Genomic DNA, 15833 nt, shown 5'->3' on the forward strand with positions numbered 1-15833 from the left:
AACGGGCCGTGCCCGCACGGACGTTCCCTCACCGCGCTGGTTCACTCGTCCGAGTAGTGCTGCGGCCCCACGGGAACTTCCCGCGTGCCCAGCTCCCCCCGCAGCTCACCTGGTTCCAGCGGGAACCACCCGTGCCCGATGTGCCAGTGGCGGCCCGCTCGCAGATGATCGCCGACGGCCCGTTGGACGGAGGTGCGGCGCGGCAGGTCGGCGGGCGGCAGGTCCGCGTCGCCGAACACGAACTGCACCGGCTCCTTGTCGGCCGGTTCCGAGCCGTCCCAGCCGACCCGGAACCGGTCCTGGAAGCGGACGATGTTGGAGTCCGCGGGCAGATACTCCCTCAGTTGCGGATCGAGCAGCCAGGACTCGCAGATCGCGGTGTCGCGGCGCTCCTCGGGGAAGTGCCGGGAGAAGAACTCCCGTGCCCGGGCGAGGGAAAGGTCACAGGCGGCGGGGGTGAGCGGGCCGTGGAAGTCGGGGATGTGGAGGGCGAGGCAGGGGTCGCCCGCCGACTCGGGCATCCCGGTCGCGGCGAGCCGCCGTGCCGCGCTCCTGCGGACCCGCGCCCGCTCGAACTGCAGCCGCCCCAGCTGGTACAGCAGACCGCGGAAGTGCAGGACGAGCCAGTACGGGGACTGCACCCCGCCTCTGCCGTACCGTCTGCGGTACACGGCGATGTGGCGGCCCAGGTCGGCGAGGGTGCGCCGGGAGATCTCGTCCGGGATGCCGCGCTCGCGGTGGTACGCGCGCGTGTACGGGAGCGCGGCGACGAAGACGTACACGGAGAAGTAGTCGCCCAGGGCCGCCGGCGGCTCGGCGGACCGGTCCTCGATCCGCGAGGGGCGGCCGATCTCCCCCATGTACTGGACCAGGTCCTCGCTGTACTCCGCCACGAGCCGCGACAGGCCGGGGTCGCCCGTCACCCTGCGCCGCAGACCGACAAGTTGGTTGATGTCCTCGTGGGGTACGGCGAGGTCCAGCAGCAGCTCGGCAAGGTCGTCGGCGTCGGGCAGCACGGCACGGTCTCCCTTTGGTGAACGACTTTCGCGAAGAGTACGTTGCTAGAAGGAGTGATGGTCCCGATGCGTACGGGCAGTGAGCCGGTGACCGCACGCAGTGCGCTGCGCGCGCGGTTCTGGCTGAGCCTGTGGGGGATGGCATGGGCGGTCTTCGGCACGGCGGCGTTCGCGCTCGTCGGACGCCCGGGCTGGGCCACGGCGTGCGGGGCGCTGTGGCTGGTGGCCACCATCGACATGTTCATGATTCTGAGGCACCTGCGGCAGGGTCCGCACTACCAACCGGGCCGGAACATCCCGCCGTACCGGCCGCCGGACCGCGGCCCGCCCTACCCCCGCCACCCACGCCCACGCCCACGCCCACGCCAGCATCACCACCCCTGACCCGGCCCCGACCGACCAGTACCCGGCCGGCACGATGCGAGCAGCGACCCGCCCTGACCACCGAGTGGCCCCCTCAGGTCTCGAAGCGGGCCGCCCTCAGATACTCCGGGTTCGGGTCCAGCGCGGCGGCCAGCCGGAAGTGGCGTTTGGCCTGGTCCGGATAGCCCCGGCGTTCGTAAGTGCGGGCGAGGGCGAAGTGCGCGAACGCGTTGTCCGGCTCGCGCTCCAGGACGATGGTGAACTCCAGCTCGGCGGGGCGCAGTTGCGCTGCCGCGAAGAAGGCACGCGCGCGCAGCAGGCGCGCGGCCGTGTTCTCGGGGTGCGCGGCGATGACTCCGTCGAGCAACTTCACCGCGCCCCGCGGGTCCCGTGCGTCGAGCAGTTGCTCGGCGGCACGGAAGTCGATGACATGCGTCTCCGGACTACGTCCGTTCGAACCGCTGGTCTGGGGCACAGCAAAGTCCTTCCCTCGCTGGAGGACTTCAACGCCCCGGCAGGGACACGCTATTCCCCGGAATCCTCGGACACCCGCCGTGCGTCACGCGTGCGCTCTGCGGACGAGGTCGGCCCATACGTCGTCCACGCGCCGCTCCAGCACGTCCAGGGGTACGTCGTTGTCGATGACGACGTCGGCGATCTCCCGGCGCTTCTCGCGGGTCGCCTGGGCGGCCATGCGCGCGCGGGCGTCCTCCTCGGTCATGCCGCGCAGCCGTACGAGCCGGTCGAGCTGGGTCTCGGGGCTCGCGTCGACGACCACCACGACGTCGTACAGCGGTGCGAGGCCGTTCTCGGTGAGGAGCGGGACGTCGTGGACGACGACGGCGTCGTCGGCCGCCGCGTTCTCGAGTTCGAGGGAGCGGGCGCGTACCAGGGGGTGCACGATGGCGTTCAGGACGGCCAGCCTCTCGGCGTCCGCGAAGACGATCGCGCCCAGTGCGGGCCGGTCCAGGCTGCCGTCCTCGGTGAGCACTCCCGCGCCGAAGGCCTCGACGACCGCCGCGAGTCCGGGAGTTCCGGGCGCGACGACCTCGCGGGCGATGCGGTCCGCGTCGATCAGCACGGCACCGCGCTCCACGAACAGCCGCGACACCTCGCTCTTGCCGGCGCCGATCCCGCCGGTCAGGCCAACTTTCAGCATGAGCGGAAGCCTAGGCCCTGCCACTGACAGGCAGTCGACCGGCACCGCGACCGCCGCCGACCCGGCATACGCCCGCCGGCCCCCGCCGGCCCCCGCCGGCCCCCGCCGGCCCCGCGACCTCCACCGCCCCTCGACCTCCGCCGACGCCGACACCGACACCGACACCGACACCGACACCGACACCGACCAGCCCTATCTCCTCGCGCCTACCCGTCGCCCTCGCGCTCCGCCAGGAACCGCTCGAATTCCTGCCCGATCTCGTCCGCCGAGGGGATGTCGGCCGGTTCGGCGAGCATGTTGCCCCGCAGCTCGGCGCCCGCGGCGGCGTCGTACTGGTGCTCAAGTCCCTGAACGAGCGAGGTGAGTTCCTCGTCGCCCTCCTGGATCTGGCGGTCGATCTCGGTCTGCGTGCGGTGTGCCTCCGTGCGCAGGGCGTGCGCGATGTTGGGCAGGACCAGTCCGGTGGCGGAGGTGATGGCCTCCAGGGCCGTCAGTGCCGCGTCCGGGTAGGCGGAGCGCGCGATGTAGTGCGGGACGTGGGCGGCGACGCCGAGCACGTCGTACCCGGCTTCGATGAGGCGGTACTCGAGCAACGCCGCGGCGCTGCCCGGCACTTCGGCCTCGTCGAAGGGGCTGCGGTGGCCCCAGACGAGGTCGGTGCGGTTGCCGTGCGGGGTGAGACCCACGGGGCGGGTGTGCGGGACGCCCATGGGGATGCCGTGGAAGTTCACGGACAGGCGCACGCCGAGCCGCTCCACGATCAGCCGTACGGCCTCGGCGAACCGCTCCCACTCCACGTCGGGTTCGGGGCCGGACAGCAGCAGGAAGGGCGCACCGGTGGCGTCCTGGAGGAGCCGGACCTCGATGCTGGGCACCTCGTAGTCGGTCCAGCGGTCGCGCTTGAACGTCAGCAGGGGGCGGCGCGCCCGGTAGTCCACGAGCCGGTCGTGGTCGAAGCGGGCCACGACCTGGTGGGGCACCGTGTCGAGGAGGCGCTCGACGATCTGGTCGCCGGTCTCCCCCGCGTCGATGTATCCGTCGAAGTGGTAGAGCATGACCAGACCGGCCGCCTCCTGGGCGAGCGCCATGTCGACGACTGCCAGCCCCTTCGGCTCCCATGCGTACAAACCCTGCGGATCAAGCACTGTGACCGCTCCTCCTCGTGTTCATACGGTCCAACACGCCTCGGAACACGAGCATTCCCGCCCCACGGCTTCTGACGCCCCATCACAAGGCGCCCCATCTCATGACACGCACGGCGGGCCCCCGGAAACGCTTGAGGGACCGCACCTCGAAAGGTGCGGTCCCTCAACCGACTTACCGGCTAAGCCCAGCGGCTAGCGATCAGCTCTGGCCGCCGGCCAGCTTCTCGCGCAGCGCGGCCAGCGCCTCGTCCGAGGCCAGGGCACCAGAGGTGTCCGCGCCCTCGGAGGAGTACGAACCGCCACCGCCGGCCGCGGCCGGAGCGGCAGCCTCGCCGCCCTCGGCGGCAGCGGCCTCGTCGGCCTCGCGGGACTTGATGACCTGCGCCTGGTGCTGCTCGAAGCGAGTCTGCGCCTCGGCGTACTGGCGCTCCCACTCCTCGCGCTGCTTCTCGTAGCCCTCGAGCCAGTCGTTGGTCTCGGGGTCGAAGCCCTCGGGGTAGATGTAGTTGCCCTGGTCGTCGTAGGACGCGGCCATGCCGTACAGGGTCGGGTCGAACTCGACGGCCGACGGGTCGGCACCGAAGGACTCGTTGGCCTGCTTGAGGGACAGCGAGATCCGGCGACGCTCGAGGTCGATGTCGATGACCTTGACGAAGATCTCGTCGTTGACCTGGACGACCTGCTCCGGGATCTCCACGTGGCGCTCGGCCAGCTCGGAGATGTGGACCAGACCCTCGATGCCCTCGTCCACGCGGACGAACGCACCGAACGGAACCAGCTTGGTGACCTTACCCGGGACGACCTGGCCGATCTGGTGGGTACGGGCGAACTGCTGCCACGGGTCTTCCTGGGTCGCCTTCAGCGACAGGGAGACACGCTCGCGGTCCATGTCGACGTCGAGGACCTCGACGGTGACCTCCTGGCCGACCTCGACAACCTCGGACGGGTGGTCGATGTGCTTCCAGGAGAGCTCGGAGACGTGCACGAGACCGTCGACGCCACCCAGGTCCACGAAGGCACCGAAGTTGACGATCGAGGAAACGACGCCGGAGCGGACCTGACCCTTCTGGAGGGTCGTGAGGAACGTCTGGCGGACCTCGGACTGGGTCTGCTCGAGCCAGGCACGGCGGGACAGGACCACGTTGTTGCGGTTCTTGTCCAGCTCGATGATCTTGGCCTCGAGCTCCTTGCCCACGTAGGGCTGGAGGTCGCGAACGCGGCGCATCTCGACGAGGGAGGCCGGCAGGAAGCCACGGAGGCCGATGTCGAGGATGAGACCACCCTTGACGACCTCGATGACGGTACCGGTGACGATGCCGTCTTCTTCCTTGATCTTCTCGATCGTGCCCCAGGCACGCTCGTACTGAGCGCGCTTCTTGGACAGGATCAGACGGCCTTCCTTGTCCTCCTTCTGGAGAACGAGGGCCTCGATCTCATCGCCCACGGCGACGACCTCGTTGGGGTCGACGTCGTGCTTGATGGAGAGCTCGCGGCTCGGGATGACGCCTTCGGTCTTGTAACCGATGTCGAGCAGGACCTCGTCCCGGTCGACCTTCACGATGACGCCGTCGACGATGTCGCCGTCGTTGAAGTACTTGATCGTCTCGTCGATCGCGGCGAGGAAGGCTTCCTCGTTACCGATGTCGTTGACCGCAACCTGCGGGGTGGTGGCGGTGGTCTCGGTGCTGCTCGTCATGTGGAAAAGGGCTCCGGTACGGACATTGAAGTCGTAGGTACTGCTTACGCCGGGAGCCCGTTTCGCTCTGATGAAGCCGGACAGCCAAGGAAACGCCTCACCAGTAACTGGTGATGGCGCCTCGAGAACCGAGGGGACATACAACAGATGCGAGCGCAGCCTGCTACGTCTGAGGTGCGCAGGCCCGCAGCGCAACTTGTAGCATACGGGGGCAGCCGGACAGGGTCAATGCGCGAAGGCGCCCAGCCGGGGCGGATCACCGCATACCCGGCACAAGAACCGTCCCACGAGGCCATGATGACCCCGCTGGACCCCCCTCGCGACACACTCCTGGCGGCTGCTCGGAAGAGTACGACGAGGGAGCCCATCATCCAAGAGCCCGAACCCTTCGAACCGGAAGCCACCCGGCGTGACGCCTCGGTCGCGGAGAGCTCCCGTGCCAACCGCGGCTGGTGGGACCGGAACGCGGACGAGTACCAGAGCGAGCACGGCACGTTCCTCGGCGACGACCGCTTCGTGTGGGGACCCGAGGGCCTCGACGAGGTCGAGGCGGAGCTGCTCGGTCCGGTGGAGGAGCTGAAGGACAAGGACGTCCTGGAGATCGGCGCCGGCGCGGCCCAGTGCTCGCGCTGGCTGACCGCCCGTGGCGCCCGCCCGGTCGCCCTTGACCTCTCCCACCGCCAGCTCCAGCACGCGCTGCGTATCGGCGGCTCGTTCCCCCTGGTGTGCGCGGACGCCGGCGCGCTGCCGTTCGCGGACGCCTCCTTCGACCTGGCCTGCTCCGCCTACGGGGCGCTGCCGTTCGTCGCTGATCCGCGGCTGGTGCTGCGCGAGGTGCGGCGGGTGCTGCGCCCGGGCGGCCGCTTCGTCTTCTCCGTCACCCACCCCATCCGCTGGGCCTTCCCGGACGAGCCGGGCCCCGAGGGGCTGTCGGTGTCGTCCTCCTACTTCGACCGCACGCCGTACGTCGAACAGGACGATCAGGGCCGCGCGGTCTACGTCGAGCACCACAGGACGATCGGCGACCGCGTCCGGGACATCGCCGTCTCGGGCTTCCGCCTGGTCGACCTGGTGGAGCCGGAGTGGCCGGCCTGGAACACCTCGGAGTGGGGCGGCTGGTCGCCGCTGCGGGGCGCCCTGATCCCGGGGACAGCGATCTTCGTCTGCGAGCGCGACTGAGGGCAGCCCCCGTCTCCCCCTCGTCCTCTTCACACGCACGCGTTCACACGCACGCGCGCGTGAAGGGCGGTTCGCGGTGGCGTACGACACTAGGGGCGTGATCCGTTACGACGCTCTGGACGCCCTGCCCGTACGTGGTGCCCTGCCCGCCCTGGACGACGCGCTGGAGGGGCACGGCACCGCCGTGCTCGTCGCGCCGCCTGGTACGGGCAAGACGACGCTGGTGCCGCCGGCGCTCGCGGGGCTGCTGGGCGAGGGACCCGCGCGGCGGGTGGTCGTGGCCGAGCCGCGGCGGATCGCGGCGCGGGCGGCGGCCCGGCGGATGGCGTGGCTGCTGGGCGAGAAAGTGGGCGAGAGCGTCGGGTACACCGTGCGCGGTGAGCGGGTCGTGGGCCCCCGCGCGCGTGTGGAAGTCGTCACGACCGGTGTGCTGCTCCAGCGGCTCCAGCGCGACCAGGAGCTGAGCGGCGTCGACGTGGTGGTGCTCGACGAGTGCCACGAGCGGCATCTGGACGCGGACACGGTGGCGGCGTTCCTGTGGGACGTACGCCAGACGCTGCGGCCGGAGCTGCGGCTGGTGGCCGCGTCGGCGACCACGGACTCCGAGGGGTGGGCGGCACTGCTGGGCGGCGCGCCGGTCGTCGAGGCTCGGGGTGTGGCGCACGAGGTCGGTGTGGTGTGGGCGCCGCCGGCTCGTCCGGTGCGGCCGCCGCACGGCATGCGCGTCGATCCGGCGCTGCTCGCGCATGTGGCGTCGCTGGTGCGGCGGGCGCTGGCCAAGTGCTCCGGGGACGTGCTGTGCTTCCTGCCGGGCGTGGGCGAGATCGCGCGCGTCGCCGGACAGTTGGGGGATCTGAGCGGATTCGGCGACGTCGAGGTGCTCCAGGTGCACGGCCGGGCTCCTGCCGCGGTGCAGGACGCGGTGCTGGCGCCCGGGGAGCGGCGCCGGGTGGTGCTGGCCACGTCGGTGGCGGAGTCGTCGCTGACGGTTCCCGGGGTGCGGGTCGTGGTCGACTCCGGCCTCGCGCGGGAGCCGCGGGTCGACCACGCGCGCGGGCTGAGCGCGCTGACGACGGTACGGGCGTCGCAGGCGGCGGGGCGGCAGCGGGCGGGCCGCGCCGGGCGTGAGGCGCCGGGTGTGGTGTACCGGTGCTGGTCGGAGGCGGAGGACGTACGGCTGCCGCGTTTCCCGGCACCGGAGATCAAGGTGGCCGATCTGACGGCGTTCGCCCTGCAGGCGGCGTGCTGGGGCGACCCGGACGCCACCGGGCTGGCCCTGCTGGACGCGCCGCCGGGCGGGGCGATGGCGGCGGCGCGGGACGTCCTGACGGCGATCGGCGCGGTGGACGCCGCCGGCCAGGCCACCGAGCGGGGCGTACGGCTGTCCCGGCTGGGGCTGCACCCCCGGCTCGGCCGGGCGCTGCTCGACGCGGTGCCGCTGGTCGGGGTGGAGCGGGCCGCCGAGGTCGTCGCACTGCTGAGCGAGGAGCCACCGCGGGAGTACGGGGACGATCTGGCGGCGGCGTTGCGGGCGGCCCGGCGGGGCGGTGACGCGTACGCGGCGCGCTGGCGGACCGAGGTACGGCGCCTGCGCGATGCCGCTGCGCAGTCCGGCCCCACGCGCGCGCGGGAGCCCGAGCGGGCGGAGGCCGGTGTCACGGCCGAGGACAGGGTGGTCGGGGTGGTGGCCTCGCTGGCCTTTCCGGAGCGGGTGGCCAGGCGGGTCGGCGGGTCGCATCTCATGGTGTCGGGAACGCGGGCCGAGGTCGCGGACGGGTCGGGGCTGCGGGACGGCGAGTGGATCGCGGTCGCCGTGGCGGACCGGCCCGTGGGCAAGGGGCACGCGCGCGTGCGGCTGGGGGCGCTCGTCGACGAGGATGTCGCGCGGCTCGCGGGCGGGGCGCTGCTGGCGGAGCGGGACGAGGTGCGCTGGGGCGACGGGGACGTCGTGGCGCGGCGCGTCGAACGGCTGGGGGCCGTGGAGTTGACGGTACGGCCGCTGAAGGACGCCGATCCCGCCCTCGTACGCGAGGCCCTGCTGGAGGGGCTGCGGCAGGAGGGGCTCGGGCTGCTGCGGTGGTCGGCGGAGGCGGAGGTCCTGCGGCAGCGGCTGGCGTTCCTGCGGCTGCATCTCGGGGAGCCGTGGCCGGACGTCTCGGACGAGGCCCTGCACGCGCGCGTGGACGAGTGGTTGGAGCCCGAGCTGGGGCGGGCCCGGCGGCGCGCCGACCTCGCGCGGATCGACGCCGGTGAGGCGCTCGCCCGGCTGCTGCCCTGGGCGGGCGGTGAGGCGGCCCGGCTCGACGAACTCGCTCCCGAGCGCATCGCCGTACCGAGCGGGTCGCGGATCCGGATCGACTACGGCGATCCCGAACAGCCGGTGCTGGCGGTGAAGTTGCAGGAGATGTTCGGGCTGCACGAGTCGCCCGCGGTCGCGGGGGTGCCGCTGCTCGTGCACCTGCTGTCCCCGGCAGGGCGGCCGGCCGCCGTCACCGCCGACCTCGCCTCCTTCTGGAAGGACGGGTACCGGGGCGTCCGGGCGGAGCTGCGCGGGCGCTATCCGAAGCACCCGTGGCCGGAGGACCCGGCCACGGCCCAGCCGACGCGGCACACCAAGGCCCGGCTCGGGTGAGAGACGGGTGAGGGCGCCTCCGCCGCGGCGGGGGCGCCCTCGAACTCCCGGTGTCCCGGCGGTCGTTACGGCGTCGGGGACTGGCTCGGCGACGGGTCGGCCGTCGAGGGGCTCGGCGAGGGACTGGCCGAGGCGTCGGCCGCGGCGACCTTCAGCTCCACGGTCAGGGTCGCGCCGCCGGTGGCGGCGATGCGGAGCAGGAACGTGCCGGTGGTGTCGTCGGCGTACAGCTTCGGCAGTGTGAGCTTGCCGTCGGCGTCCGTCGTGAGGCCGGTCAGGGCGCGCACGGGCTTGCCGTCGGCGTCCTTGAAGTAGGGGCCCTTGTCGTTCGCGGTGGTGTCGTCGGCCGACTTGATGAGCGTGGCGGTGGCCGCGACCTTGTCCGCGGCCGTGCCCTTGTACGTCGCCTTCACCTCGACCTGGTCGGCGAACTCGCCGCCCGGGCCGCAGGTGAACGCGGTGTCGCCGGTGCGGGCGAGGGTGTCGGCGGCGTGCGGGGTGACGGTGGCCGTGTAGTCGAGGCCGCGGACCGAGCGGCCCACGACGGTGGCGCGGACCGTGAAGTCGCCGGTCTTCTCGCCCGCGTGGAGTGCGGGGGCGACCGCGGTACCGCCGGCGTCGGTGACGACCGTGGCGACGCTCTCGCCGCCGGTGAAGACGGCGTCCGTGTCCCCGACGACGGCGAAGCGGATCCTGACCTTGCCGACGGGCTTGCCGTCCGCGGTCTCGGCGCGCGTACTGATCCGCTTGGTGAACGCGTCCCCGGCCATCGCGGTGAGCTTGGCGGTGCCCGCGTCCTCCAGGTGGTCCACCGTCTCGGTGGGCGTGGGCGAGGGGGTCGGCGTGCCGGGAGCGGGCTTGCCGGGAGTGCTCGGCGAGCCCGGAGTGGGCGGGCTCGACGGGTTGGCGGGCTTCCCGTCGCCGGAGTCGCGGTGGTGGTTGTGGTTGTTGTCCGGCTGCGTCGGCGACGGCGACGGGGTCACGCGCGCGTGGTCGTCGCTGCGGTTGACGGGCACGGTGCCGGTGCCGTCGGGGACGGAACGGGCGCCCTCGCGGTAGTACTCCAGCCACCTGAGGACCGTGTTCAGGTAGTCCTGCGAGTTGTTGTAGCTGAGGATCGCGTGGTGCAGGTCGCTCTGGACGGACAGGTCCCAGCCGTTGCGGCACAGGTAGTGACCGGTGGCGAGGGCGGCGTCGTAGACGTTGTTGGGGTCCTTCTTGCCGTCGCCGTTGCCGTCGCGGCCGGCCCACGCCCAGGTGGACGGGATGAACTGCATGGGGCCGACGGCCCGGTCGTACCTGCCGTTGCCGTCGTACGCGCCGTGGTCGGTGTCCTTGATGAGCGCGAAGCCGTTACCGTCGAGCTCGGGGCCGAGGATCGGGTCGGGCGTGGTGCCCGACGCGTCGACGCGGCCGCCCCGGGCGTGGCCCGACTCGACGTTGCCGATGGCGGCGAGGAGTTCCCAGGGCAGGTTGCAGCCCGGCTTGGCGTCGCGCAGCTCGGTCGCGGCCTTCTTGTAGGCGCCGAGGACGGTGGCGGGGATGTTCGCCTCGCTGCCGCCCTGGGTACCAGGGCCGCCGGGGCCCGACGAGGGGTCGGGGGCGGGGCTGTGGAGCGGCGGAAGGTCCGTGTAGTACGGCGAGTTGCCGGTGGCGCTGCCGTCGGAACCGGATCCCGGCGAGGGACTGGAGGCGCCCGCGGAGGCCTCGTTGTGACCCACCGCCGCGCCCGGGGCCTGCGACGCGGACAGGGCCGCCACCGCTGCCGCCGCCACCGCGGTCGTCACCGCCCCCTTGCGGAGCCGTCTGCCGAATTGCGCCGCCATTGAGTGCACCCTCCCGTGGACGCCCACGCGTCCTTCTCTGTCTGCCTGCCTCGCCGTGGTGGTGTGACGGTTGAGCCTCTGTTCTGGTTGCCCCCCGCTGTCCCTGTACGAGGCTGTCCTTGTACGAGCTGACCCGGCGCGGTCGACCGAACCCCGCGGCCGGCGACCTCAGGTGACCCTACGACAACTTGCTTTGCGCGGACATGCATTGCCGCCCGATGTCCCCGTGTTGGCCACATGTCGTCACCGGAGGGGCTGCGTTGGCCTGCGAAGTGGTGGGGATGCCGCCGCTGTCGGGGCGGCGGGCCACTGCTGAGGGTCGGCGTACGTCGGTGGGCTCAGAGGCCGGCGTCCGGCCGCCGCCGCCGGGCGCGGCGCTGGGCCGCGCTGCCCGGTCGCTCGGTGAGGGTCGCCACGAAGACGGTGACGGTGCGCGACGGGCGCGGTCTGGGCAGCAGGGTGAGCAGCAGCGCGAGGTAGCCGCGCAGAAGGTCGGCCCACTGCCGCCAGGCGGCGGCCGGGCCGGGCCGGCGCAGACGGCGCCTGAACCGCCGCCGGAGATCCGTCACGGCGGTGCGCATGACCGCGGCCAGGTCGGTCGGGATACGGGCGGTGCTTGCGTCGGCCGCGAGGGCCAGGACCAGCGGAGGCCGCATCGACGGGGCCGCGGCGGCGTCCGCCCATGCCGTGGTCCACGGGTGCGCCGTCCTGCGGTGGAGCATGCGTATACCCATGCCCGCATCCTGACCGCCGGGGGTGGACGGGGCGTTCTGACGGGGGCCACGTGAGTGACGGGCCCTCCGGGGGTTGCCGGCCGGAACTTTCCGGCCTGCCCGAAGAACGGGGCGCTGCGGCACCCCGTGCCGCAACGCCCCCCTTCCGCTTCAGCCGCCGCAGGCTCAGTGGGCGGCCGATTCCCAGTCGCGGCCCACGCCGACCGAGACGTCCAGCGGGGCGCGGAGGTCGACGGCGTGGGCCATCTCGTGGCGGACGAGTTCCTCGACCCGCTCGCGCTCGCCGGGGGCGATCTCCAGGACGATTTCGTCGTGGACCTGGAGGAGCATGCGGGAGGTGAGCTTCGCCTCGCGCAGGGCCCGGTCGACGTTGAGCATGGCGATCTTGACGATGTCGGCCGCCGTGCCCTGGATCGGCGCGTTCAGGGCCATGCGCTCGGCCGCCTCGCGGCGCTGGCGGTTGTCGCTGTTGAGATCGGGCAGGTAGCGGCGGCGCCCGAAGAGCGTCGCCGTGTAGCCCGTGGCCCGCGCCTCGTCGACGGCCCGGCGCAGATAGTCCCGTACCCCGCCGAAGCGCTCGAAGTAGGTGTCCATCAGGGCACGCGCCTCGGCGGCCTCGATGTTCAGCTGCTGGGAGAGACCGAAGGCCGACAGGCCGTACGCCAGGCCGTACGACATCGCCTTGATCTTGCGGCGCATCTCCGCGTCCACGGCGGAGCGCTCGACGCCGAACACCTGCGAGGCGACCGTGGTGTGCAGGTCCTCGCCGGAGTTGAACGCCTCGATCAGGCCCTCGTCCTCGGAGAGGTGGGCCATCACGCGCAGCTCGATCTGGCTGTAGTCGGCGGTCATCAGGGACTCGAAGCCCTCACCGACCACGAAGCCGCGGCGGATCGCGCGGCCCTCGTCGGTGCGGACCGGGATGTTCTGGAGGTTCGGGTCCGTGGAGGACAGCCGGCCGGTCGCGGCCACCGTCTGGTTGAAGGTGGTGTGGATGCGGTCGTCGCCGCCCGCGATCGTCTTGATCAGACCCTCGACCGTGACGCGCAGCTTCGCCTGCTCACGGTGGCGGAGCATGATCACCGGCAGTTCGCTGTCGGTCTGGGTCGCGAGCCAGGCCAGCGCGTCGGCGTCGGTGGTGTAGCCGGTCTTCGTCTTCTTCGTCCTGGGCAGCGCCAGCTCGCCGAAGAGGACCTCCTGGAGCTGCTTGGGCGAGCCCAGGTTGAACTCGTGCCCGGCCGCCGCGTGCGCCTCCTTCACGGCCTGCTGCACGGCGGCCGCGAACGTCTGCTCCATCGCCTCCAGATGGGCGCGGTCGGCGGCGATGCCGTGGCGCTCCATGCGGGCCAGCAGCGCGGACGTCGGCAGTTCGACGTCGCGCAGGAGGCCCGCGGCGCCGACCTCCTCCAGGCGCCCCTCGAAGGCCTCGCCCAGGTCGAGGATGGCACGGGCCTTGATCATCAGGGCCTCGGCCTCGGCGCCGTCGTCCGCGCCGAAGGCGAGCTGGCCGTCGGCCGCGGCGGCGGGGGCCAGCTCGCGGTGCAGGTACTCCATGGACAGCGCGTCCAGGTCGAAGGAGCGGCGGCCCGGCTTCACCAGGTACGCGGCGAGCGCCGTGTCCATGCCGACGCCCTCGATGGTCCAGCCGTGCTCCGCGAAGACGCGCATGGCGCCCTTGGCGTTGTGGAAGACCTTGGGCCGGTCCGCGTCGGCCAGCCACGCCGCGAAGGCGTTCTCGTCGGCCTCGTCCAGCTCGGCCGGGTCGAACCAGGCGGCCGCCCCGTCGGCCGCGGCCAGCGCGACCTCGGCGACCGAGCCGGCACCGCGCGCCCAGCTGTCCACGGTGGCGACGCCCAGCGTCCCCGTGCCGTGCTCGGCGAGCCAGCCGGCCAGCTCGCCCGTGCCGAGCTGCCTGCCGTCCAGCTCCACGCCGTCGACCGCGACCGGGGTGGTCTCCGCCTCCTCGGCGCCGGGGTCGACGGCGAAGAGCCGCTCGCGCAGCGAGGGGTTGCGGATCTCCAGGGTGTCCAGGATCATCGCGACGCTCTTGCGGTCGTACGGCGCCCGCTCCAGGTCGGCGACCGTCTTCTCCAGCTCCACCTGGCGCTCCAGCTCGGTCAGCCGCCGGTTGAGCTTGACCGCCTCCAGGTGGTCGCGCAGGTTCTGACCGGCCTTGCCCTTGACCTCCTCGACGCGCTCCACCAGCTCCGCGAACGAACCGAACTGGTTGATCCACTTCGCGGCCGTCTTCTCGCCGACGCCCGGGATGCCGGGGAGGTTGTCGGACGGGTCACCGCGCAGCGCCGCGAAGTCGGGGTACTGGGCGGGCGTCAATCCGTACTTCTCGAAGACCTTCTCCGGGGTGAACCGGGTCAGCTCGGAGACGCCCTTCGTCGGGTACAGCACCGTCGTGTGCTCGGAGACCAGCTGGAAGGAGTCGCGGTCGCCGGTGACGATCAGCACCTCGAAGCCCTCGGCCTCGGCCTGCGTGGCGAGCGTGGCGATGACGTCGTCCGCCTCGAAGCCGTCGACCGCGAAACGCTGGGCGTGCATGGCGTCGAGCAGCTCGCCGATCAGCTCGACCTGGCCCTTGAACTCGTCCGGCGTCTTGGAGCGGTTCGCCTTGTACTCCGTGAACTCCTGCGAGCGCCACGTCTTGCGGGAGACGTCGAACGCCACCGCGAAGTGCGTGGGCGCCTCGTCACGCAGCGTGTTGGCCAGCATCGACGCGAAACCGTAGATCGCGTTCGTCGGCTGGCCCGTCGCGGTCGTGAAGTTCTCCGCGGGCAGCGCGAAGAACGCGCGGTAGGCCAGCGAGTGCCCATCCATGAGCATCAGCCGGGGACGGCCGCCGCCCGGGGTCTTGTCGGTCTTCTTCGATGCTGTCTCTGCCACGCCCCCGATCCTGCCACGCCCCACTGACATCCCCGAACGCGTCGCGACGGGCCCTGGCCGCCGGGCCGGTCAGCGTCCGTCTGGAACAATCGCCGCCCGACTGAGCGTTTGCTCAGTCGGGTGTACATCGGCCCGACCACGACGACCCGACGACGAACGGAGCCCGGCCCCATGGGTGAGCAGCAGCACGTGAAGTTCCCGCAGGAGGTCATCGACGAGTACGCCGCGCTCGGCGTCGACCTGCCCGCACTGTTCTCCGCCGGCCACCTCGGCACGCGCATGGGCGTCCAGATCATCGAGGCCTCCGCGGACAAGGTCGTCGGGACGATGCCCGTGGAGGGCAACACCCAGCCCTACGGACTGCTGCACGGCGGCGCCTCCGCCGTGCTCGCCGAGACCCTCGGCTCGATCGGCTCGATGCTCCACGGCGGCCCCTCGAAGATCGCGGTCGGCGTCGACCTCAACTGCACCCACCACCGCGGCGCGCGGTCGGGCATGGTCACCGGCGTCGCCACCCCCGTCCACCGGGGCCGCTCGACCGCGACGTACGAGATCGTCATCAGCGACGAACAGGGCCGCCGCGTGTGCAGCGCCCGGCTCACCTGCCTGCTCCGCGAGACCCCCTCGGCGGGCTGACCTCCGCGCCCCCTCACCGGACGACCGGCCCGGCGTACGCCCCCCAGCGCGTACGCCGGGCCGTCAGCGTTTCTATAGCTGAGCGGAGTTGCCCGACCGTCCACCGGCCTCGGGGCCTGACCGGGACCGGCGTACCCCGCGGCACATTGGCCGAACCAACGCCCCCTCCTTTCCCGGAAGTTGTGCACCGGAACCTTCGGCCACCGCACCGCCGCCTCCGCGCCACCTGCGCACACCGATGTCACACTCCGTAACTCACACGTCATCCACACCGCAGACGCGTCTCCCCCACCGCGCCGACCTCTACCCCTCCCGCACTCCGCCCCTCACCCGCGCCCCGCGGCGCGCCCGCCGCAACGCCAACTGCCAACCGGAAGTGCGCGTTCTCGACACGCGGGCCCGGCACGATTTCCACCGGACCCGTCAACGCCCCTCCCACGTCAGGCACGCAGCTCGCCGCCCGAAGGGTCATAACAAGAACGTCACAAGCCGGTCCACGCCGATGTCCCGGCCCTCGTACCGGCCTTAGAGTCACGGCCAGTCACCGCTCCA

12 protein-coding genes are annotated in these 15833 nt (G+C 72.1%); 4 read left to right on the forward strand and 8 right to left on the reverse strand.

Going from position 1 to position 15833, the window contains the following annotated elements; genetic code table 11:
- Positions 1 to 41 precede the first annotated feature (41 nt).
- Positions 42 to 1016 carry an acyltransferase domain-containing protein gene (locus QFZ74_RS07610; RefSeq protein ID WP_307620023.1) on the reverse strand — a complete coding sequence of 325 codons (975 nt, stop codon included), beginning with the start codon at positions 1014 to 1016 and terminating at the stop codon, positions 42 to 44.
- A 66-nt stretch (positions 1017 to 1082) separates the two neighbouring features.
- Here QFZ74_RS07610 and QFZ74_RS07615 point away from each other — a divergent pair, with 66 nt between their 5' ends.
- Positions 1083 to 1400 (forward strand): DUF6343 family protein, encoded by a 318-nt coding sequence (locus QFZ74_RS07615; protein ID WP_307620024.1) that lies wholly within the window; start codon positions 1083 to 1085, stop codon positions 1398 to 1400.
- Positions 1401 to 1473: 73 nt separating this feature from the next.
- Here QFZ74_RS07615 and QFZ74_RS07620 read toward each other — a convergent pair whose 3' ends face one another.
- The 4 genes from QFZ74_RS07620 to rpsA form a co-directional block, all read right to left on the reverse strand.
- The gene (locus QFZ74_RS07620) at positions 1474 to 1854 is read right to left on the reverse strand and encodes a M48 family metallopeptidase (protein WP_307620025.1); all 381 of its coding nucleotides are present in this window, start codon (positions 1852 to 1854) and stop codon (positions 1474 to 1476) included.
- An 84-nt stretch (positions 1855 to 1938) separates the two neighbouring features.
- On the reverse strand, positions 1939 to 2538 hold the full coding sequence (gene coaE / locus QFZ74_RS07625) for a dephospho-CoA kinase (RefSeq protein WP_307620027.1): 600 nt from the start codon (positions 2536 to 2538) through the stop codon (positions 1939 to 1941).
- Positions 2539 to 2744: 206 nt separating this feature from the next.
- A complete protein-coding gene (locus QFZ74_RS07630; protein WP_307620028.1) occupies positions 2745 to 3683 on the reverse strand; it encodes a PAC2 family protein in 939 nt (312 codons plus the stop codon).
- 199 nt (positions 3684 to 3882) lie between these two features.
- Positions 3883 to 5379: a 30S ribosomal protein S1 gene (gene rpsA, locus QFZ74_RS07635; protein ID WP_307620029.1), complete on the reverse strand. Its 1497-nt coding sequence runs from the start codon at positions 5377 to 5379 to the stop codon at positions 3883 to 3885.
- A gap of 297 nt (positions 5380 to 5676) precedes the next feature.
- Here rpsA and QFZ74_RS07640 point away from each other — a divergent pair, with 297 nt between their 5' ends.
- The gene (locus tag QFZ74_RS07640) at positions 5677 to 6558 is read left to right on the forward strand and encodes a class I SAM-dependent methyltransferase (protein WP_307624068.1); all 882 of its coding nucleotides are present in this window, start codon (positions 5677 to 5679) and stop codon (positions 6556 to 6558) included.
- 97 nt (positions 6559 to 6655) lie between these two features.
- Entirely contained in the window at positions 6656 to 9190 is a 2535-nt protein-coding gene (gene hrpB / locus QFZ74_RS07645) for an ATP-dependent helicase HrpB (protein WP_307620030.1), read from the forward strand.
- Positions 9191 to 9255: 65 nt separating this feature from the next.
- Here the strand turns inward: hrpB and QFZ74_RS07650 are convergent, their stop codons facing one another.
- The 3 genes from QFZ74_RS07650 to polA all read right to left on the reverse strand — a co-directional run bounded on the left by QFZ74_RS07650 (position 9256) and on the right by polA (position 14645).
- Positions 9256 to 11016 (reverse strand): lytic transglycosylase domain-containing protein, encoded by a 1761-nt coding sequence (locus tag QFZ74_RS07650; protein ID WP_307620031.1) that lies wholly within the window; start codon positions 11014 to 11016, stop codon positions 9256 to 9258.
- A 338-nt stretch (positions 11017 to 11354) separates the two neighbouring features.
- Positions 11355 to 11750: a hypothetical protein gene (locus tag QFZ74_RS07655; RefSeq protein WP_307620032.1), complete on the reverse strand. Its 396-nt coding sequence runs from the start codon at positions 11748 to 11750 to the stop codon at positions 11355 to 11357.
- A gap of 165 nt (positions 11751 to 11915) precedes the next feature.
- On the reverse strand, positions 11916 to 14645 hold the full coding sequence (gene polA / locus QFZ74_RS07660; RefSeq protein ID WP_307620033.1) for a DNA polymerase I: 2730 nt from the start codon (positions 14643 to 14645) through the stop codon (positions 11916 to 11918).
- A 171-nt stretch (positions 14646 to 14816) separates the two neighbouring features.
- Here polA and QFZ74_RS07665 point away from each other — a divergent pair, with 171 nt between their 5' ends.
- The gene (locus tag QFZ74_RS07665) at positions 14817 to 15281 is read left to right on the forward strand and encodes a hotdog fold thioesterase (protein WP_307620034.1); all 465 of its coding nucleotides are present in this window, start codon (positions 14817 to 14819) and stop codon (positions 15279 to 15281) included.
- Positions 15282 to 15833: the final 552 nt, after the last annotated feature.

Source organism: Streptomyces sp. V3I7, assembly GCF_030817495.1.
GTDB lineage: Bacteria > Actinomycetota > Actinomycetes > Streptomycetales > Streptomycetaceae > Streptomyces.